Annotated in this window: 15 protein-coding genes and 1 tRNA gene; 14 read left to right on the plus strand and 2 right to left on the minus strand. The window is 42.9% G+C overall.

Features of this window, described 5'->3' with window-relative positions; genetic code table 11:
* Window positions 1-47 precede the first annotated feature (47 nt).
* The 7 genes from LPB86_RS20215 (at window position 48) to LPB86_RS20245 (ending at window position 10,500) form a co-directional block, all read left to right on the plus strand.
* Window positions 48-1,223, plus strand: coding sequence for a FecR family protein (locus LPB86_RS20215; RefSeq protein WP_230693240.1), 1,176 nt, complete (start codon window positions 48-50; stop codon window positions 1,221-1,223).
* Between the two features lie 161 nt (window positions 1,224-1,384).
* Window positions 1,385-4,729, plus strand: coding sequence for a SusC/RagA family TonB-linked outer membrane protein (locus LPB86_RS20220; RefSeq protein ID WP_230693241.1), 3,345 nt, complete (start codon window positions 1,385-1,387; stop codon window positions 4,727-4,729).
* A gap of 17 nt (window positions 4,730-4,746) precedes the next feature.
* The gene (locus LPB86_RS20225; protein ID WP_230693242.1) at window positions 4,747-6,213 is read left to right on the plus strand and encodes a RagB/SusD family nutrient uptake outer membrane protein; all 1,467 of its coding nucleotides are present in this window, start codon (window positions 4,747-4,749) and stop codon (window positions 6,211-6,213) included.
* 19 nt (window positions 6,214-6,232) lie between these two features.
* Complete coding sequence (locus LPB86_RS20230) at window positions 6,233-7,087, plus strand: DUF4843 domain-containing protein (protein WP_230693243.1); 855 nt, start codon at window positions 6,233-6,235, stop codon at window positions 7,085-7,087.
* Between the two features lie 40 nt (window positions 7,088-7,127).
* Window positions 7,128-8,672: a PKD-like family lipoprotein gene (locus tag LPB86_RS20235; RefSeq protein ID WP_230693244.1), complete on the plus strand. Its 1,545-nt coding sequence runs from the start codon at window positions 7,128-7,130 to the stop codon at window positions 8,670-8,672.
* Window positions 8,673-8,783: 111 nt separating this feature from the next.
* Complete coding sequence (locus tag LPB86_RS20240; protein WP_230693245.1) at window positions 8,784-9,899, plus strand: TlpA disulfide reductase family protein; 1,116 nt, start codon at window positions 8,784-8,786, stop codon at window positions 9,897-9,899.
* A 169-nt stretch (window positions 9,900-10,068) separates the two neighbouring features.
* Entirely contained in the window at window positions 10,069-10,500 is a 432-nt protein-coding gene (locus LPB86_RS20245; protein ID WP_230693246.1) for a hypothetical protein, read from the plus strand.
* Window positions 10,501-10,519: 19 nt separating this feature from the next.
* Here the strand turns inward: LPB86_RS20245 and LPB86_RS20250 are convergent, their stop codons facing one another.
* Window positions 10,520-11,284: a DUF72 domain-containing protein gene (locus LPB86_RS20250; RefSeq protein WP_230693247.1), complete on the minus strand. Its 765-nt coding sequence runs from the start codon at window positions 11,282-11,284 to the stop codon at window positions 10,520-10,522.
* Between the two features lie 159 nt (window positions 11,285-11,443).
* On the opposite strand from LPB86_RS20250, the gene LPB86_RS20255 reads away from it, so the two are divergent.
* Genes LPB86_RS20255 through LPB86_RS20270 form a run of 4 tightly spaced genes read left to right on the plus strand, consistent with a single transcriptional unit; the run spans window position 11,444 to window position 17,770 of the window.
* Complete coding sequence (locus LPB86_RS20255; protein WP_230693248.1) at window positions 11,444-13,738, plus strand: PAS domain-containing hybrid sensor histidine kinase/response regulator; 2,295 nt, start codon at window positions 11,444-11,446, stop codon at window positions 13,736-13,738.
* Between the two features lie 31 nt (window positions 13,739-13,769).
* Window positions 13,770-15,350, plus strand: coding sequence for a YgcG family protein (locus LPB86_RS20260; protein WP_230693249.1), 1,581 nt, complete (start codon window positions 13,770-13,772; stop codon window positions 15,348-15,350).
* 57 nt (window positions 15,351-15,407) lie between these two features.
* Window positions 15,408-16,763 carry a hypothetical protein gene (locus LPB86_RS20265; protein ID WP_230693250.1) on the plus strand — a complete coding sequence of 452 codons (1,356 nt, stop codon included), beginning with the start codon at window positions 15,408-15,410 and terminating at the stop codon, window positions 16,761-16,763.
* A gap of 2 nt (window positions 16,764-16,765) precedes the next feature.
* Window positions 16,766-17,770: an SPFH domain-containing protein gene (locus tag LPB86_RS20270; RefSeq protein ID WP_230693251.1), complete on the plus strand. Its 1,005-nt coding sequence runs from the start codon at window positions 16,766-16,768 to the stop codon at window positions 17,768-17,770.
* A gap of 59 nt (window positions 17,771-17,829) precedes the next feature.
* Here LPB86_RS20270 and LPB86_RS20275 read toward each other — a convergent pair whose 3' ends face one another.
* Window positions 17,830-20,409: a TonB-dependent receptor gene (locus LPB86_RS20275; RefSeq protein ID WP_230693252.1), complete on the minus strand. Its 2,580-nt coding sequence runs from the start codon at window positions 20,407-20,409 to the stop codon at window positions 17,830-17,832.
* A 456-nt stretch (window positions 20,410-20,865) separates the two neighbouring features.
* Here LPB86_RS20275 and LPB86_RS20280 point away from each other — a divergent pair.
* The 3 genes from LPB86_RS20280 to LPB86_RS21000 all read left to right on the plus strand — a co-directional run bounded on the left by LPB86_RS20280 (window position 20,866) and on the right by LPB86_RS21000 (window position 21,931).
* A tRNA-Ser gene (locus LPB86_RS20280) sits at window positions 20,866-20,952 on the plus strand.
* Window positions 20,953-21,350: 398 nt separating this feature from the next.
* Window positions 21,351-21,572, plus strand: coding sequence for an Arm DNA-binding domain-containing protein (locus tag LPB86_RS20995; protein ID WP_370632871.1), 222 nt, complete (start codon window positions 21,351-21,353; stop codon window positions 21,570-21,572).
* 47 nt (window positions 21,573-21,619) lie between these two features.
* Complete coding sequence (locus tag LPB86_RS21000; RefSeq protein ID WP_370632872.1) at window positions 21,620-21,931, plus strand: phage integrase SAM-like domain-containing protein; 312 nt, start codon at window positions 21,620-21,622, stop codon at window positions 21,929-21,931.
* Window positions 21,932-22,114: the final 183 nt, after the last annotated feature.

Raw genomic sequence — 22,114 nt, forward strand, 5'->3', positions numbered from 1 at the left:
CCCTCACCGGAAATTTCTCTGTCTATACCAATAGAACAAGAATAATAATGTCTGAGAACTCCGAATACATCGCACATCTAACCTACAAATTTAATAACGGCACCATCTCTCCCGGGGAGATGCAAAGCTTAATGGATTGGTACAATGGCCATGATGACCTGCAAGCAGTAATCCCAACAAAAGAAATAGAAACGCATGAAGCAGTTAAATCACGTATATTAACTGGCCTAATGCTAAAAATTGCGGAACCGCAGCCAGCCCGTACTAAATTGTTTAGATGGAACCTCCGGATGGCCGCGGCAATAGCCGCAGTAGTAATGATTGCAGTTGCTGCCTGGCTAACACTCCAAAATAAAGGCACAGTTAAACATTCTGAATTCACACAAACCGGTATTGAACCTGGAACAAATAAAGCCACACTTACCTTAGCAGATGGAAGAACCATCAATCTAAGCAATACCCAAACCGGCATAGTAGCTGGAGAAAAGATCACGTACGCCAATGGCGTTCCCATAGAAAATATTGATCCGGCCGAAATGGGCGACGCGAACACCTTAGTTACACTACACACCCCCAGGGGCGGTACGTATAGCATTACCCTGCCAGATGGCACTGATGTTTGGCTCAATGCCGAGTCCACTATAAAATACCCTTCAAAATTTGCGGAGGATGCCAGGATTGTCCAACTTACCGGCGAAGCTTATTTCCACGTCAAGTCGTCTTTCGATAAAAAAGGCAAAAAAATCCCTTTCAGGGTAGCTGGAAGCAGGCAACAGGTAGAGGTTTTGGGCACCCAATTTAACATGAATGCCTATCCGCAACAAGCTGACAGTAAAACTACCCTTGTAGAAGGCAAGGTATTGGTGACTGATCAAACCAAAAAATATATACTGGCACCAAATGAACAAGCCCTGACTTCAAAAAACAGCACAAAAGTATTGCAGGTAACCGCAGGTAATTATACGGCCTGGCGCGACGGAAAATTCAGTTTCGATGGTAAAACATTTGAAGAAACGATGAATGACATTGGAAGATGGTATGACCTTGATGTGGTTTATGAAGGTCGGATCCCGGAAGAAGAATTGACCGGAGATGCCTACCGAAACCAAAAAATCAACCTCGTGCTGCGTTTGCTGGATGTTGCCGGAATTGACTACAAACTGGACATTTCCAGAAGGAAGCTCATTATAAAAGGAGAAAAAAAACAGAATACTAACCCATAAACCAGAAAAGAAACATGCCCTAAAATCTACTAAACCTAAACCCACTGCGACAGCACAAAAAAGGGAAAGGACTGCCATCCTCTCCCCAAAAAGTCTGATTGGCCCGCAGTCAAAAAAATTGTATCAGCTTTATTGCACCAACCAAACCAACGTTAAAATTAATGATTAAAATTTACTTATCAAGAGTGATGAAGACCATCATATGCTTAATGCTTACTGGATTTATGTCCGTAAGCGCAGCAAGCTATTCACAACAGATCACACTTAAGGGGCGAAATATACCCTTTGCTAAAGTTGTAGAAGCCATTAGGAAACAAAGTGGCTATACGGTTTTCGGCACAAAAAAACTGTTTGAGGCTAGCAAGCCCGTTACTATTGACGCCCAAAATATGCCTTTAACCCAGTTTCTGGAGAAGGTGACAGAAAACCAACCCCTGGAATATGCGATAGAAGACAAAACCATTTCATTGTCCAGCAGGAAAGCTGCCAAAACTACACCCGAACCTGCCGCCGTAATCCAGCAACAAGTCATCTCGGGCACAGTCCGTCATGCGGAAACCAAGGAGCTTTTGATCGGCGCAACGGTTAGGCTGAAAGGTACTCCCTTAACTGCCGGGAGCAATACAAAAGGGCAATACCGTATCACAATCCCCCTTTCTGCCAAAAAGCAAATTCTGGTATTTAGTTACGTGGGCATGAAAACATTAGAAATCCCCTACCAAAAGCAGGAGAGCATTGATGTAGATCTACAACCGGATGAAGCAGGAATGGATGAACTTGTGGTGACAGGAATCTATCAAAGGGAACGCAAAGATTTTACAGGTTCTTCGGCAAGGTATACGGTAAAAGATTTACAAATGATCGGTAACCAAAATATATTACAGAGCCTTAAAACACTTGACCCTTCTTTTGCGATCATTGACAATAACCAATTTGGCTCTAATCCTAACCGCCTGCCCGACATCGAAATAAGAGGAAAGAGCAGCGTCATCGGATTGACCGATGAATTCTCATCTAATCCAAACCAGCCATTATTTATACTGGATGGCTTTGAGAGCACGTTGAGGCTCATTAGTGACCTGAGTATGGACCGTGTGGAAAGCATTACGGTGTTAAAAGACGCGTCGGCAACTGCCATTTATGGATCTAAAGCGGCAAATGGTGTGGTGGTCATTGAAACAAAAAGACCTACACCAGGGCAGCTGCGCTTAAACTATACCCTCAACTCTACGGTTAGCTTTGCAGACCTTACCGATTACAACCTGATGAATGCTGAAGAAAAGTTACAGTTTGAACTGTTATCGCGTTCTTATGGCGCGCTTACCCCTGCCGGAAACATCATTCTAGGAAATAACCTCGAAAGTGAGGCCGTTTACTTCAATCGCCTTAAAGAAGTGCGCAGGGGTGTAAACACGGACTGGACATCAGAACCATTGCGCGTTGCGTTATCTCAAAGACATTCTATTTTTGCCGAAGGTGGCGATGCCAGCCTTCGGTATAGCACCTCTTTTAATTATGGAATTACTAAAGGGGTAATGAAAGGATCGGACAGGCAAGCCACCAACGGAAATATTCGCCTGCTCTACAGAAAAGGAAAGATCTCGGTAAACAATTCCCTGAGTATTGACAATACGCAGTCCGACCAGGAAGCCATCCCCTTCTCTACTTTCTCAAGGGCCAATCCTTATTACAGGAAATATGATGCACAGGGCAACGTGCTCAAGGTACTTGAAGATTTTAAGTACTACGCAAATCCCACGCTGGCACCAATCTACAGTCCGCTGTACAACCAAAGCAACCTTAACATTAACAAAGAAGGAACACTGGGCTTTACCAACAATACGGAATTAGAGTGGCGTATCATAGAATCGCTACGTGCCCGCGGCCGTTTCAGTATCCGTAGTTTTAGCAACCAGGATGTTCTTTTCCGTTCTCCATTTAATACAGAATTTGAAAATGTAGATGCCTTTCAGAAAGGGACTTATTATGAATACAATGGAAAAAACCTGAATTATGATGGAGACTTTAGCCTGACTTTCGGTAAACTTTTCGCGGAAAAGCACATGGTAAATGCCGTATTGGGTACCAGAATGGAACAGGCAATCAGCCGGGAAAGCATCTTTGGGGTTAGCGGTTTCACAGATGACGAATTTAGCAATCCTAATTTCGCCCTTGGATACGTGGTGGGCAGACGTGCTGAATACGTGGAGTCTAAACGCCGCGGTGCCAGTTTCTTCATGAATGCAGGGTATGCTTATGACCAGCGCTTTTTACTGGATGCCACAATAAGGTCTGATGGTTCATCTGTCTTTGGTTCTGCCAGGCAGTTTTCAAACATCTGGTCTGTCGGACTAGGCTGGAACATCCATAATGAAGCTTTCCTGAAAGATGGAAACTTTAGCTGGTTGAATGAGCTCAAATTACGAGGATCCATAGGTAATCCGGCCAACCAAAATTTTAACGATTACATTTCCATGCGCGTTTACAAATACAACAATGAAAACCGCAACCCTTTTGGTGCCAGCACGATTCTCAGTAATATGGGTAACAAAAACCTGAAATGGCAAACTACGCTGGACCGCAATGTCGGTTTAAACCTGACTATACTTGATAACCGACTGCGGTTTACGGGAGATTATTTTGTAAAAACTACAGATCCATTATTGGTGTATGTAGCCCTGCCTTCTTCTACCGGGGTGACCAGGGTGGCGCAAAACCTTGGCGAGCAGATCACCAAAGGTTTTACTGTAATTACAGATTATGCAGTGTTGAGGGGCAAACAACTGAACTGGCGTGTCAATCTGAATATGCGTCAACTGAAAGCGGAGTATCGAAAAATCGGGAACCAGCTGAACAGTTTCAACACCACGAATAAAAGCAGGAACCTGCTCCGTTATTACGACGGTGGAAGTCCTTCAGATCTATGGGCAGTGCGCTCAAAAGGCATCGATCCAGCTACCGGACGTGAAATTTTCCTGAATAAAAACGGGGAGCAAACATTTGTACACAACTATCAGGATGAAGTAATTGTAGGGAATAGCGATCCAAAGCTGGAAGGTGTATTGGGAACGAGTTTCCTTTATAAGGGCTTCTCTGCACAGCTGAGTTTGAGGTACCGTGTAGGTGGACAGGCTTTTATGCAAACCCTCTATGAAAAAGTGGAAAACATCTCCTCAACCGGGGTGATGTTAAACCAGGATCGCCGGGCTTTGTACGACCGCTGGAAGCAGCCGGGAGACAACGCAAAGTTTAAAGCGATCTCAACCACCGAGCTTACGCCCATGTCATCACGCTTTGTAGCAGACAACAATACGCTGATCGGGGAATCTTTTTCCCTCGGTTATGAAACCACCAGTGCGGCCTGGCTAAAAACCATCCGCGCATCTTCCATCACGTTCAGGGCTTACATGAATGACATTTTTAACATTTCTACGATCAAGAACGAACGGGGTATTGATTATCCTTTCGCACGATCGGTTTCCTTCTCTGCAGCAGTTCGTTTTTAATTCAACCCCATACCTTTATGAAATCAATATATAAAATACACCTTTGTTTCCTGTTCAGCCTCCTTTCGCTTTCATGCAGCAAATGGGTAGAAGTAAAACCCAATGACCGCATAGGAGAAGACCAGCTCTTTGCCGATAAGGAAGGCTATATTAAAGCACTTAACGGTGTATATGTAGAAATGGCAAACAGGGCCTTGTACGGACAGGAGATGACCGCCGGCACATTAGATGCGATGTCCGGAAACTATTATACACCCGGTACTACCCATGTCTATTATGAAAGAACTACGTTTGTATACACCGCTGCAAATACCAAAGCAACCTTTGACAATGCCTGGCGCAAAGCTTATGAGTTGATTGCCAACTGCAATGTGATCCTGGAAAAATGCGGAAACGCGCCCAGTGAAACCTTGCCTGAGCCTTATTATGGGATTGTTAAAGGCGAAGCACTTGCCCTTAGGGCATTCTTTCACCTGGATATGCTTAGGTTGTTTGGTCCCATTTATTCTGAAGAAAATAAGCTCAAGGCAGCCATTCCTTATATGTCGGAAGCAGGCTTCGGCGTTGCCCCGCTTTCAAATTCTGAACAGGTGATGCAAAAAATCACAGCAGACTTAAATGCTGCGCTTTCTTTGATGGAAAATACCGATCCCATCCGTACTGATGGGGTAAGGAATACCAATAACCCCGCTGGTAAAAATGACCTTTATTATCGTCAGTACAGACTGAACTATTATGCGGCGAAGGCCCTTTTGGCACGTGCTTACCTCTGGCAGGGCAACAAGGCCAATGCATTGATTCAGGCAGAGACTTTGCTGGCGGAAATACAGGCGCCAGGAAAAATAGTGTTTCCCTATGTAACTGCTGCCAACGCCACGAGCGGCGACAAGCCGGACATGCTTTTTTCTACAGAAGTGATGTTTGCCGTATACGACATTAACCGTGTGCAGATGTACAACAACTTGTTTAATGTAAATCTTGCGGTAACCAGTAAATTGTCCTTTACCGGGGCAGATGTAACGGCTACCCGCTTAACCGCCCTTTACGATGATGCCAATGATTACAGGAGAAGAGCCTGGCAAAATTTGTCATCCGGAACGGTTACAGCGCTCACCAACATAAAATACCTTGATATCATTAACACGCCAGGCAGGTATATGATCCCCCTCATCCGCCTCAGTGAAGTACTGCTCATTGCCGCCGAAGCGCAGCCTAATTTGGCACAGGGAATTAGCTATCTGAATATGGTGCGAACGAGCCGCAATAGCTTAAGCCTGAATCCAGCGGATAATGCTGCATTAAAAACGGCGATTGGCAATGAATTCAGAAAAGAGACCATGGGAGAAGGCCAGCAGTTCTTTTTTTACAAGCGAAATGCCCAGACAACCATTCCCAATCATGCCGCATTAACAGGAACAAAAACAATGTCCTTAAATAATTATGTCGTTCCGCTGCCGGATAGTGAAACTTCACAAAGAAATTAAAAAATTAAGCAATTGTAGTATGAAAAAATTAGTAGTAGTTATCGCCCTTTCCTTCTTAACAGTTAGCTTATGGAGCTGCAAAAAAGAAATAATGGGATATGAAGGCCGCGAAGGGGTATACTTTGCGGTACAAGATGGCCTGTCATATGGATCTGTGCTGAACTGGCCTTTCCAACCTTTTAGTAAAGTAGAGTTTATACGCATCAACAAAAGCGCAGTTGATTTTTCCGTGAAAGTGATGATCACAGGTCCGGTAAAAGATTACCCCAGGACATTTCGGGTGGAAGTTAATCCGGATTCGACCACGGCAATTTTAGGGCAGCATTATGATGCTGTGCAGCAAGAGTGGACCATTCCGGCCGGCGCTGTATCTACCAATGTGATCGTTAAATTAAAACGTACGCCTGATTTGGAACTGGTGGAAAAAACCCTTGGTCTCAGGCTAATCGCAACACCACAGTTCGAGTTGTCTTTTCCGGAATGGGATGCGATCCCTTCATTAGCTGCAGGAACTATTGTACCTGAATTTGATGCGAGCCTGCATACCTTGAGGATCAATGACATTATGGTGCAGCCTGCGGTATGGTCGGGTTCCATTCAGCCCGTAAACCGGGAATCAGGCCTTTTAGGTGTTTTCAGCAAGGAAAAAATGGCCTTTTTGGAGCAGTATACGGGTGTAAAATACGAAGACTTTGCCAGTACCGCCACCATGCCTAGTGCCCGAATGAATCTGGTCTACAAGGATGGAGAAAAAGTGCTGATTGAACGTTACAATGCGGGAAATCCTGTACTCGAAAAAGATGGGCGTTTGATGTGGATGGGTTCCGTACCATGGACTTCTTACATCGGCGTACCATATGTTCCTGCTCCTTAATTTTCAAAAAATCAATCATTACCAAAATACTGTGCAACTTATGAAAATCTATCAATATACTTTAGTTTTGCTGAGCCTCTTCTGCAGCTTTTCCTGCAAAAAAGATGACGGAAACTATGATTATCAGGATATCAATGAATTAAAGATATCTGGTGTAAATACAACCTATACCCTATTGCGTGATATTGACACCTTACGCATCAATCCGAACATTTTAGCAAGCCTGGATGAGTCGGATCCTTCACGCTACCAGTACCGTTGGATTTTGCGCAATGGAAGTGTTTTTACCGACACCATTGGCCGAAGCCGGAACCTGGAATACCCGGTTCATCTGGAACCTGTTCCCCATGACTTATATTATCGTGTACTGGACAAGAAAACAGGTGTAGTATGGGTTGCCAATTCAAAACTGACAATTGGTACCGCTTTTTCACGCGGTCTTTTATTAATGGGTGAAGATGAACAGGGGTACGCAGAAGCAGAAATGCTGTCTATGCTGAGTGATACCCTCCACCTGAAACATATTTTATCAGACAGCGGATTGCCACGATTGCGTCAACCCCTGAGTTTTCTGCATACCGGTGGAGACGCGGCTTACATGAGGCTATGGGCATTTACCGGTGATGGATCGTATTATTTTGACCGCATTACCATGAAGGCAACTACAGGCAATAATTTTAGCAGACTCTTATACATGTCTGAATCCATCCCTGCTGAAACTTTACATCCCATTGCCGTAGCGCCACAAATACGTAATGCTGCCGGGCAGGTAGGGAGCACGCTTTATCGTGCGATGTTAACTAAAGGTGGTGACATCTTCACTACTTTCCTGATCATTAACGGAGGAGACTTTTATAACAATCCTATAAACAGGGTCTCAGTGCAGGGAGAACGCCTGCCAGCGGCACCATATTTATTGTATTCAACACTTAACATGACTTCCCTGATGTGGTATGATACAAAGAACCAGCGTTTTATGAATTATAGCAGTTTTGGTTTGTCTACGCCATCTGTTGCACTTGCAGATGCCGCGGGCGCCAAATTCTCCTGGAATCAGGCTGCTACAGGAAGACAACTGGTTTATGCAGAGAACACACGGAATACAGATGGTGGTTCTACCAATGGCAATTCTTTCGCGATTATGAAAGATGGTGCCAATGTACACCATATTTATAAATTTTACGCCAGTGGCGCAGCACCAGTTACACGTGATGCCTATACGGTATTACCCATTGCGGTTGATTTCGATAAAGCTAATTTCTATGCTTTCTCTTCTAACCGAACAGTGATCATTTATGCTGTAGGCAGCAACCTTTACGCTTATGATTACAATCCGGGGAATGAAAGGTTTTATCGCCTCACGGTTACAGACAACGATCAAATTACCATGCTCAAGTTTGATACGCAAATTGACCCCATATCCAATAGCATCTATATAGCAACCTACAATACTGCCAAAAAAGGAACTTTACGCAGGTTTGCTTTGGGCACCAATCCCAATACCGTAGAGCTGATTTTACAAGAGAATAGCACCTGGACTGACCTGTTGAAAGTGAAAGACTTTAACTGGCGCGCTGTCAACTAAAACAAGTAAATATGAACAGGACATGATTAACATCATCATTAAGCACACAGGGCAATGATGATGTTAATCATCAAAGGCTCCATCTGACCATTGAAAATAAAAAAATAAAAGATGAATTTAAAACAAATCGTTATCCTGGGCTTGTCGATCTTACCCCTGGCAAGCCGCTCACAATCACAAAATTTTATCCTGGAAGGTAAGGTGAATGCCAGGCAAGAAGGCAAATTCCTGAAATTATTTTATACTGATGCAGAGGTAAAAAAAACCGATAGCATCGCAATTCGACAAGGGGCTTTCAGGTTTGCGGGGCAAATCAGTTCGCCAACGGTAGCTAAGATCAGCTTCGGAACAGAAGATGTAGGTGACAAAATCGACGTTTTCTTATCGGAGGGAACAATTCGCGTGCTGGCTAAAGATTCTCTGCGTTATGCCGCTATCAGCGGCACAAAATTGTCTCTGGAGCACGAACAATTGGCAAAGAAGCTGAGACCGGAGGACGATAGGTTCTTTGGCGGACTAATTACCTTTAAGAACATGCCGGAGGGTGAAGAAAAAAAAGCTTACTTTACCCGTTTGATGTCGGGATTTGATGCTTATAATCTTTCGAAGAGAACAGCGATTCACCAGTTTGCGACGGAACATCCTGCATCGTATGTCTCACTGTATTATTTAGATAAAAATTCGCCCGGAAGACTTGCCAATTATGAAGCGACATATCCATTTTACACCAAATTGAGCCCGGAACTTAAAGCAAGTCCCCTGGGAAAGCAACTTGGAGAAAGGCTCCTTGCGGCTAAGGGTAAAATGACGGGACAGCTTTATAAAGATTTCGTTTCCACTACTCCTGAGGGCAAACAGCTCAGCTTGAAGGAAGTAATCGGTCAGAACAAATACACGCTGGTTGATTTTTGGGCGAGCTGGTGCGGCCCTTGCAGAAAGGAAAACCCCAATGTTGTGAAAGCCTTCAATGCATTTAAGGACAAAGGATTTACGGTGTTGAGTGTTTCCCTGGATGATGACGCTGTTAAATGGAAAACCGCGATAGAGAAAGACGGCATGCCCTGGCATCATGTTTCGAGCCTGAAAGGTTGGAAAGAACCAGCTGCAGCACTTTATGACATCCGGGCCATTCCACAAAATGTATTGATAGACAGCCGGGGCAAAGTTGTGGCCACCAACCTTCGAAGTGAAACTTTATACAATAAAGTCAACGAACTTTTAAATTAGGCCTTTAAGCGGATCAGATAATCTTTGACAAGATATCCCATCTCTTACACATACAAACAATGTAAGGATAGCATTACAAGTAGGCTGAAGAGATCTGACCTCGAGAAAAAACAATTTCACAGCGCTGTTGGTTATTCATCATATGACTATTAAACCTTAATCTAAAGCTATGCAAGACAAGATTTTTCTCTCCAAAGAAATTGCCGATGGTGAATACCAAAACTTACACGAATTTTTATTAGACGACTTAAAGCTTTTTAAACGCAAGCTCTTTTTGTTTATCAAACAGGTAGAAACAGGCGAATCTCAGGAATATTATACCCGCTATTTTGAGCGCCAGTATCAGGATGAGCTCCTTCGGTTATTTGATGCCAATGATTTTGAAGGCATACTGGCCATCCCTGTGGGTGAGTACGGAAGATGTGCGACGCAACTCGAAGCCCGATACACCAAGTCTGGAAAAGTTGTAGGCCTGCAAGTTGGTGAGGCCCGTCCACATGAAGATGGAAGATATGTCAGTCTCAGTCCTGCTAAAGTGTTTGTAGATGAAGAAGGTCAAAAAATAATCGGCATCACGAAACAATTGCGACAAGACGACTAGCTATAAAAAAAGCATTGCACTATTCTGCAATGCTTTTTTCCCTTAACAAATCCTGCAAGGTAAACAGGTTTGATACGGCCTCTCCCATCGTATTGTTAAAATAGGTATAAACCGTTTTGCCATCATCCAGCCAATTCCTGATGTAATCTGCATATTCTTCCAACAACTCCGTTTCGTAACTTCCCCTGTAACTTCCGCCTGGGCCATGAAAACGAAGATAAACAAAGGGAAGTTCAGTCTCCATAATGGGTGTAATTGCAGGCGGCTTATCCTGAATAACCATCCCTATTTGATGCTCTTCCAGTAAATTGTACACATCCTGCTGGTAAAGTGAGCCATGACGAAATTCCATAGCTACGTTCCATTGCCTTTCCGGATCAAATTCAACAAGCTTATCCATTAGGAAAGCCAGTTGTTTTATATTTCCAATCCTTACACTTGGCGGAAACTGGACGAGCAGGCAACCTTTCTTTTCAGCCGCATTAGAAATGACATCCATGAAGTTTTTTAACAAATCTGGATCAAACGCAAGGCCTTTATTATGGGTGATTTCTCTGAAAAGTTTAAATGTAAACTTAAAACCCACTGGTACTTCGGCACTCCATTTTTTTACGGTAGCAGCCATAGGTACTTTATAAAATGAACTGTTGATTTCGATACTGTTCATCATGGAACTATAAAAACATAACCTGCTTTTAGCTTTAAATTCCTCCGGATAGGAAAGTTTGTTCCTTACAGGGAGCAGTAAACCGCTTGTCCCCGAATAGTAATTCTTGATTTCCATATTGCGCAGCTTCCTGTTTAAATAATTATTGAGATTTATTAAACAAGTCCATCACCAGAATGTTTAAGATAAAGATCTGTCTGAATGTCTTTCACTAAAAATAAAACCAAAATCCTTTACAATTAGTATATTGCATTATCAACTTTTCTAACCAAACTTATGAACAATCAGCCAGCTTCTGGAGCGCAGGTACATTTCGAAAAGCTTTTTCAGCTTTCAAATGACCTGATATGTGTTGCTTCCAATGATGGTTTTTTCAAGCAAATTAATCCGGCATTTGAGAAAATACTGGGATGGGACGAGGAATTTCTGCTTCACAATACCTTTCATACCTTACTGCACCCGGAAGATGTGGCTATCGCCGCAGCACAACTGGAAGAGTTTGCAAAGGGAACACCCGCAATTAACCTTTTGCTCAGAACAAGGTGCAAAGACGGGACTTACAAATCTATCCAATGGGTAACTACCCCGGAGCCGGAAACTGGATTTTTATTCTGCATTGGACGGGATGTTACACCAGAGAAGGAAAGAGAGGCTTTACTTTATAGTTCTGAAAGCCGGTTCCGTGCATTTTTTGAAAATTCGCAGGGACTGATGTGTACCCATGACCTCAGTGGAAAACTCATTACCGTGAATACCTCCGGAGCAACCCTGCTGGGTTATGCACCGCAGGAGCTGATTGGACGTAATCTTTCTGACATCATCCTTCCGGCATATATAGAAGACTTTAGAAAATACATGAGCATGCTACTACGGGATGGAAAGGCCAGTGGTTTAATGCACGCCCAGCGCAGGGACGGATCACTGCTGATCTTATTGTTTAATAATGTGCTGGAAAAAGATGCCTATAAAAATCAGTACGTAATTGGAAATGCGGTAGACATAACAGAGAGACACAGACTGGAAACAGATTTGAAGCATACCCAGGAAATGCTGGAAGTAACCAATAAGATTGCCCGTATAGGAACCTGGGAAGTTGATGTGATAGGGCAGAAGATTTTTTGGTCTTCTGTGACGAAAATGATCCATGGTGTTGAAGATGATTATAAGCCCGTTTTTGAAAAAGCAATTGAATTCTACCCTCCGGAAGATAAAGTGAGGATCATCAATGCGATTAATGAGGCGCTGGAACATGGAAAATCCTATGATATGGAGGTGCAGTTGCAAACAGCCCAGGGTACCATGACCTGGGTAAGAACAATAGGTACACCTGAATTTAAAGAGGGCATTTGCAAAAAAATCTACGGAACATTCCAGGACATTAATGAAAGTGTACAACGGCGGAACGAACTTCAGCGTGCCAAAATACACGCTGAACAAGCCAATGTAGCGAAATCTGAATTCCTGGCCAACATGAGCCATGAAATCCGCACACCCTTAAATGGAATTATCGGATTTACCGACCTGCTGCTTAAAAGTACCTTAAATGCCATACAGCACCAATACCTCTCCATTGTAAACCAGTCTGCCGGCACGTTACTCAGCATCATAAACGATATCCTTGATTTTTCTAAAATTGAAGCGGGGAAACTGGAACTTGACATTGAACGCGCTGACTTATTTGAGCTCTGCAGTGAGGTTGTAGATATGCTCAGTTATCAGGCCCAGGCCAAAGACTTGAAAGTACTGCTTAATATTCCGGTAGATTTGCCCCGCTTTGTGAATACCGACCCGGTTAGACTGAAGCAAATTCTGGTTAATTTATTGGGTAATGCCATTAAATTTACACCCAAGGGTGAAATTGAACTCAAAATAAGCGCCTTGAGCGAAATTAGCGCTGCAGAACTCTTGTTAAGGTTTGAGGTGAAGGATACTGGTATTGGGATTAAAAAAGACAAACAGGCTAAAATTTTCGATGCTTTTGCGCAGGAAGATGCCTCGACGACAAAGAAGTATGGTGGCACAGGGTTAGGACTTACCATTTCCAATAAGTTGCTGAGCCTGATGGGTAGTAAACTACAACTGGAAAGTGCTCCGGATAAAGGAAGCTGCTTCTTTTTCGATATAAAACTACCTGCTGAGGCTGGCGATAAAGTGTTGAAGCCTCAAAAACTGAACCAGGTCAGCTTTAAGATACAGTCTGAAGAAGTCACCATTCTCGTTGTGGAAGACAACATGATCAATAAACTGCTGGCTAAAACCATGATCAAAAGAATCATTCCTCATGGATCAGTATTGGAAGCCAATAATGGTGAAGAGGCCTTAGCGCTGTATGAACAGGCCGACCTGATTTTAATGGACATCCAAATGCCGCTGATGAATGGATATGAAGCCACAAAAATTATCAGGGCCATGGAAACCGACAGGCATATCCCCATTATTGCATTGACCGCCGGCAATGTAAAGGGCGAAAAGGAAAAGTGCCTGGAAGCAGGAATGGACGATTTTGTGACCAAGCCTTTCTCTGAAGAAACAATTGTACAATTGTTTAAGACCTGGCTGAATAATATTTAAACAATGTTTAACATACTGGTGTTTTTTGTACATGCAAAAAGCAACGTATCTATTTTTTTTACTCGCCTTTACCCTTCTGTTTAGCTGCAGGCAAGCGCCAAAACCAGCAGATTATTTAAGCGCCATTCCTGATCCCAAAACACTTAATGAAAGTTATGTAAGTAACCCGGACAGTTTACTTACACCGGCTACTGTAGCTGCGTTAAATGGAAAATTAGCAACCCTGGATGACGAAGGCATTGCCCATATTGATGTGGTTTTTGTAAAGACGATTGGGGAAAACGTGCCCAAGGTCTTTGCACATGAACTGTTCAATACCTGGAAAATTGGCGATAAAGAGAAAGATAACGGCCTGCTGATCTTGATGGTGGAAGACCAGCGAAGGATGGAATTTGAAACCGGCTACGGACTGGAAGGCGTGCTTCCCGATGTAACCTGTTTCCAGATCCAGCAGCAATATATGGTACCACATGCCAAAAACGGAGATTATAACCGGGCAATCACGGAAGGTGTGGATGCCGTCATCAAACATCTTAGGACAAAAGGTGATCAGGCGCCCCCTGCCCCTTCAGTAGACAACCATTCGGGAGCAATTCCTGTATTCACAGATACAGTTCCTTTAAATTCATCACTTCCACAGGAAGTTGTTTCAGCACCGATTGTAGCTCCGGAAACGATGCAGCAGGCTGTTGCTCAGGCTCCTGTAGAAGAACGCCGCGGAAGCATAGGTGGCTGGATCACTTTAATCATTTTCATTTTATATTATGCCATCAGCAAAAGAGTTGCGAATGACCTCAGTGCCAGGCGGTATAAAAACGGATGGGCAAACCCCCAGCTTTGGTTTTTGATTGTTGTTCCCGTAGCGGGCATTACGTTTCTAAATGTTTATTTCCCCATCTCCTGGATTGAAATCAGACAAATTATCATCCTGTACCTGTTTTTGCTGGTGTATATCCAGGTTCATTTCTGGATCCTGGACAAGCGGTTATCCAGCGCTTTAAAAGACCAAAGTAACCACGATCAGTACTTAAAATGGCAGGAAACCCATGCTTATATGGAATGGGCAAACCGCATTTTCCCTTACCCCTTTTTTAAATCCTATTGGAACAACTATACAATGCGACAACAATTGTTAAGGGATACACCTGTTACCTGCATTGACTGTAAAAAAGAAATGCAGCGTTTATCGGAAGATAAGGATGATGCCTATTTATCGAACGGACAAAAAGCTGAAGAACGCATTGAATCTGTAGACTACGACGTATGGACTTGCTTACATTGTACAGAGAAACTGGTACTGGATTACAGAAATTTAAAATCTAAAGCAACTGAATGTCCGGAATGCCATTTCCAAACCATGAAATTTAAAAGCAGTCAGATTGTTAAGACTGCCACCACATCAGCAGAGGGGCTTGGCTATAAGCTTTCTATTTGCAGCAATTGCAATTTTAGGGATAAAGCTGAATTTACGATTGCGAGGATTTCGACTTCCTCTGGTGGATCTTCTTCCAGTCGCTCCTCCTCATCCAGTAGCAGCTCGTCTTCATCCAGCAGCAGGAGCAGCAGTAGCGGTGGTTCTTCCGGAGGAGGTGGTGCCGGCAGCAGCTGGTAAGCGTATAAACATTTGACCCATTATTGATGTTACTAAGTAAAACCTGCTCTACCTTACATGGCCAAAGAAATTAAAGTACTCAAATGTCCGCAATGCGGAAGCACCGCAAAAACAGAACTGAAGCCGGATTTTTTCCGTTGCAACAACTGTCAGACTGAATATTACCTGGATAATGATGATGTAACCATCAACTACAACCACAATTATAACCACAGGAACACGCCCGCTTTTGATGAGGGAAATAAGAAAACTGTACGCATAGTTTCAGTGCTGGCCGGGGTTTTCATCATGGTCATCGTTATTTTTAATGTGCTTTCTGGTCTGCTGAGTTCTAGGCCTTCTGTTTCTACCAATAATACGGTAAGCGAATCGGAGGATAAACAAGAGGAAATCTTCTCTAACAGCAGGTACAATGCCCTCCCCTTTCTCAAACCGGGAGATTCGAAGCCCACCATTCTAGTGGTAGAAGACCGCAGCTACCATTCCGATCCAACCAAAACAAGAAACGGGATCTACCTTACCTTTTACGATGTGGAACTAAAAAAACTTGGAGAAGAAAAAATTGGCGATGACGACATGTCGGGAACGGACGTTAAATGGAGGACTTTTAGTGATGGCAACATTTACATTGTAGCCGACAAAACCAAGTTGTTGAAGCTGGATCAGTCTACTTTAAAAGTAAGTGATGCCGGCAAAGCATTTTTTAGCGCCATGCCCGAGCTACAGGTTGGGGTAGCCACTATGGAATTTGTTTACGAAGAGAAGGGCGACGGACTGGTTTTATTTACCAATGACGGACAAACCCTTTACTATTACCCACTGGTAAAAAAACTCTATAGTAAAGATGCATTTTACGAGGCTGTTGTTAGTCCCGGTAGCTTAGGGAAAGAAGCCAAAACAAAAACCATTCATCTTTTTACTTCGGCCAGTGATGATTTTCCTGGAGAGTTGAGGCAACTGATCCAGGTTACCTATAAGGACAATGGCCCGGGGCCTAAGGATGTCATAGAAAATGCAAGGTGGCATAAAAATTATGGCGGTTCCGGGATCTTTACAGACCGATCGCCTTTCTTAAAAGAGCTGATTGGCAATGACGACGAACAAGATGGACGTATTATCAGCTGGAAAGACCTTACCCCAGGCAGAAAATATTTTGCACCCAAGGTTTTGCTGAACAATGGAAATTCGGTATTGATCAGTATCAATGCAGATGCAAACCCGGCGAGTCCGGCTAAAATACAACAGCTAAATAGTGGCACAGGAGCCATTGAATGGACAACGGATTTGAAAAAAGGAGAAAGTGTGGATCAAATGTTTGCCTACAAAGGAGGCTACTTAGCCGTGATGAACAGCAATACCTTTATGACATTGGATGCCAATGGTAAAGTGACAAGTACTAAAAAATTAGAATAATTATGGGACTAGGTGATTTTTTAAAAAGACAGCTCAGTACAGTTATAGAATGGGAAAATCAGCAGCCAGAACTGCTGCTTTACAAATTTCCTGTTCCTACTTCGGAGATCAAAGATTCGAGCAAGCTACTGGTGAGCCCCGGACAGGGCTGCATTTTGGTATACGAAGGGAAAATCACCTCCGTTATCACCGAAGAGGGTTTATGGAACCTGAGTACAGACAACCATCCGTTTATCACATCCTTATTAAAGATCAGGACCTTTTTTGAAAGTGAGCACAAGGCGCATGTGTATTTTTACCGCAAGGCAGTTACAGTAAACCAAGCCTGGGGCACGGCCTCACCGGTAAAATACATGGATCCTGAATACAAACTCCCGGTAGAGCTGGGCATGTACGGCAATTATTCCATGCAAATTTCAGACCCTTTGCTGCTCTTTAAAGACATTATAGGTTCAAGAGATGAATATACGACTGCAGATGCGAAGGCATTGATCTTATCTCGTCTTCCCCAGGCCTTAATGAGCCATTTAGCACAATCTAAACTTTCTTACCTTGAAATAGATGCGAATTTAGAAATTTTGTCTGCCGCCCTGAAAGAAAAAATGAATTCGGATTTTTCAACGCTCGGCCTAAGCTTAGATGATTTTAGAATTGAGGGTACAGCTTTTGATAAGGATACACAACAGCGTATTGGCAAGATCGCGGACATCACCGCAGAGAGCCGTGCCGCAGGAGAAGGAGGCTTAAGTTACCTGGAAATAGAAAAATTAAAGGCGTTGAGGGATGCTGCCCGAAATGAAGGTGGCCTGGCCGGAGCAGGACTTCAATTGGGATTTGGCATGGAAATGGGGAAAGTTTTGGATGAAAAGAAAGAAGTACTGACCAGTTATAGTGCGGGAACCGACCCGGTGGTTCAGTTGCAAAAGCTCAAACTCTTACTAGACGAACAAATCCTTACCCAGGAGGAGTTTGATGCGAAGAAGAAGGAAATTCTAAGCAAAATGTGATTAAATACAAAGGGCTGCTCAAAAGAGCAGCCCTTTGTATTGATGATTTTTTTTTGCAATTAAAAGTTGAAGCGCAAGGTTCCTCCGTAAGTTCTTGGATCACCCAATACTCCTGCATATAAGCCTGAATTACCCGCCGCAGCCTGTAATTGCTCGTAGTAATTTTTGTTGGCAATATTTCTGCTCCAGAAGAAGAAAGAAAACTTATCTGATTTAAAACCTATTCTGGCATTTAATAACGCATATCCTTGCACATTCAATACACTTGATGGTGTTGGATTTGAAGAATACTCAGAACGGTAGCTTACATCACCAGCGATAAAATATCTTCCCTCCTGCGTAGACAATTTACCAGCAGTGCTTGTCTCGGCCCCACCAGAAATATTCCATTTAGAGATTCCAGGCAACCTGCCACCAGAAGCATCTTTAAAAGCAACCTGGGTAGATACATTATTGATGATTTCTGTATGTCCTGTTTCTTCTAAAGGTAGTGGTGCATTTGTGAATTTCACATATTTACCATCAAGGTAGGCAACCGCAGCGTTTAAGGTTAAGAACCTTTCCAGCTGATAACTTCCATCAACCTCTAAACCTTTTACTTTCACTTTTTCTGCATTGGCCAGGTATCCCCTGTTTACCCCCAATTGTGGAGACTGCACATTGGTTTGGTAGTCTTTAATATCCGTATTAAAGACAGTTACATTCAACAATCCACCTTTAACAGGTTTTGATTTAACACCTAATTCATAGTGCTGAACGTATTCAGGTTTTACTACCGCAACAGACAAATCAGCATCTCCAGTGCTGGTGGTAGGTAAACCACCTACGTTAACACCAACAGGTTTGTAAGCTGTAGAAAATGTTCCGTAAACGTTTAGCCTGGTTGTAGGGCGGTAAGAAACGGTAAGGTTACCAGAAAGGTTGTTGTTATTGGTGCTGATGTTAAATTGCTGATTGCTGTAAACAGCAGCTTTAAGTGCAAGTAAAGCAGCATCGCTTGTTTGTAAGCCCCCGTAGGTGGTCCTGTCATAATCTACATCCTTTTTATCATAGGTAAACCTTAAACCTGGTAAAACATGCAGGTTTTTCGCAAATTCCCAATCTGCCTGCGCAAATACAGCTGTACTTAAAGATTTAATGGAGGAGTTGGTTTTGATCCCAAAACCATCTAACAACCCTGGAGTAGAATATAAAGCTTGCGAACCCGTATTAGCCGTTTGCACAAATCTCCACTGATCTTTACCAACTTCTTCTGTTTGTGCTAAACCTTTCAGGTTTTGGCTCAAAGCAAATACACCAATTACACCACTAACTTTTTCTGCGATGTTACCCGCATACCTAACTTCTTGTGAATACTGGTCGTGGCGGGAGTTACCTTGTGATTTGGTAAGGGCAGAAAATTCAGAGAAATCCCTGTCATTGGTAGGGTCCCAGTTCCAGAATCTCCATGCCGTGGTAGAAGTTAATGTTCCATTACCGATTTTATAATCTACGTTAACAGAGATCCCGCCAATGGATTGGTTGTGCCTCCAGGGTGTATTGGTACTGATTTCCCGTGAGAACGGATCAACTTTAGGCTGCTGATAACCCAAATCGGATATAATACGTGCATACTGACGGTAAGCACTTCTTTCTGTGGCAGTGATGCCGGCAATAACAAGTGGGTAACCTGCAGGATGCTGGATGCTCACATCGCCGCTTAGCAAGACCGATAATTTATCAGAAGGTGTATAATATAACTGACCTTTTAAACCAAGGTTGTTTTGTCCACTGTAGCGGCGTTCTTCTCTGGTATTCCAGATCGTACCGTCCCTTTGCGTACCGGAGAGTGATATTTTTGCCGCGAGATCCTTAGCTACCCCGCCTGAAACAGAGGCTTTGGCCTGGATAAAATTATAATTTCCGGCACTGAGTTCAACTTTTGCTGTTGGTGTTTGCGTAGGTTTAGTGGTAGTGATGTTGAATGCTCCCGCAGTGGTATTTTTTCCGAACAAAGTACCTTGAGGCCCGCGGATTACTTCTATTTGTTCAATGTCAAGGAAATCTGTAGAGGTAGCGGCCGGACGGGCATGGTATACCCCATCGACGTAAAACCCTACCCCAGGATCGATACCGTCGTTCGTTAAGCCAAAGGTTGAGCCCAATCCCCTGATGTTAAGGGTGGTATTTCTGGCATTAGATGCATACAGCTGAACTGATGGCACCAATTCTTTTAAGCGGTTCACATTAAAAGCACCGGCATTTTCTGCGGCTTGTCCACCGATCACAGTAACGGCGATAGGTACATCCTGTAAAGACTCTGAACGTCTTCGGGAAGTTACCACAATTTCATCCAGTTGATCGCTTTCTACAAGCGTTAACTCCAGCGGCGCGTCCTGAAGCTTCAGCACTTGAAAATCCTGCGGTTTGTAACCCACGGAACTTACCTGAAGGTAAAAAGGAGGCTCCTGTTTAGCGATGATGGTAAATGCGCCATTGTCGTCTGCGCTTACCGAGACATTAGTTCCCCTAACTTTAACGGTGGCACGAGGTAGCGGAGTACCGTTTGCACGCTTTATAATCCCCGTTACTTTGCTTTGGGCGAAGGCAAAGCTTGCCGAAAGCAGAAATGAAAAGATAATTAGTATACTTTTTTTCATGATTTTGATATTAATAGTTTGATGGTTTTGAGTCGTAAAATTCAAGGCAGAGCCTTTAAGATCATCCTGATGATCCTTTAGTTGATGTTTTAAGCTCTATAGCTAATGTTAGGGATGAAATTGCAGCTGATGAACTAGCAACAACAACAGGTCATGGACATGACCATTAGTCTTTGGGTGTTTAGTGCGTTGATTAAATTTAAATCAGTTTTCATCTGGTTCTATAGTTTGGAAGAGTTTTTTAATTTCTACAAATATAGCGTCTTTTTTTTTAAATGCAATAAAATCTATAGAAATAGTAGTTTATTTTTTAAATCGGTTTTTTAAGGGTTTAAATCCTCTTCAGGTAAGGAATTCCGGAAAGGATTTAAAAATTCTTTGGCTCTGTGTTAAGATGTTATCAAGTTTTTGTTAATGACAATTTGCAGATTCGGGTGGTATTTGTACTTTTGTCGCGGAGAGTTGGCAGAGTGGTCGATTGCGGCAGTCTTGAAAACTGTTGACTTGTCAAAGGGTCCGCGGGTTCGAATCCCCCACTCTCCGCTGAAATGGTATCAAAACCAACAAAAAGCCTGCAAATCGTAAGATAGCAGGCTTTTTGCATTTTAAAGGGTTACAATTTTCGAACGAATTCCGATCCTGTAGGTGAGTGATTCGGTGAGTGAATTTAAAAATACAAAAGACTCACAGAATAGCGTATAAAACCCAGACATTAAACAGGTTGAAAATACACAAATCTTGATTTCTAATTACTGCAAAGCTAAATTTGCATCGTTGATTCTTATTGCTTTTTATCTGCGATGCAGCTCTTGCCCGAAAAGCGGGCTCGGGTTGTTCACCATTAATGTTAAACATTATGAAAACCAATTTCAGCTTGCTCTTCTACATAAAGAAGCCAAAAAACTATCAAAAAGGAACTGCTCCTATCTATTCGCATTACTGTGAACGGCAACCGTGCGGAAGTTACCACTGGCCGTAGTTGTGAACCTTCACAATGGAATACGATATCAGGTCGTAGTAATGGCAAAAAAGAAGAAGTAAAGTCTTTTAACGTTTATCTGGACGACCTACAAAACAAAGTATTCGAAGCACATCGGCAATTAACAGAAAAAGACGATCCCATCACTGCCGAGAGATTACGAGATCAGTTTCAGGGAAGATAGAAAAGCAATGCACCTTAATTGACGTATTTAAAGACCATATCCACAAAATGGAAACTTTGGTGGGATCTGAGTTTTCTAAAAGGACTGCGGAGTGTTACAGAACCTCTCTAAAGCATACCGTGGAGTTTTTACAATGGAAATACAACATTAGTGATATAGACATTAGAAAAGTAGACCATGCTTTTATAACTGAATATGATTTTTACTTACGATCTGTACGAAAATGCGCCAATAACTCTGCGGTGAAATACTTGAAGAACTTCGGCAAGATTATTCTTATTTGCCTTACCAACGGGTTACTGGCTACCGAACCATTTCAAAACTACAAAAACAAGATTAACAAGGTTGATCGGGTGTAGCTTACTGAAGAAGAAATAAAGCTGATAGGCAACAAGCCACTGGCTTCTGAAAGATTAGCGCAAGTAAGGGATATCTTTTTATTTTGTTGTTATACTGGCCTGCCTATGTGGATGTTAAGAATTTAAAACGAGGTGATATTGTAACGGGCATTGATGGCGAAAAATGGATTTCTATAAATAGAC

It is taken from the genome of Pedobacter sp. MC2016-14, from assembly GCF_020991475.1.
GTDB lineage: Bacteria > Bacteroidota > Bacteroidia > Sphingobacteriales > Sphingobacteriaceae > Pedobacter.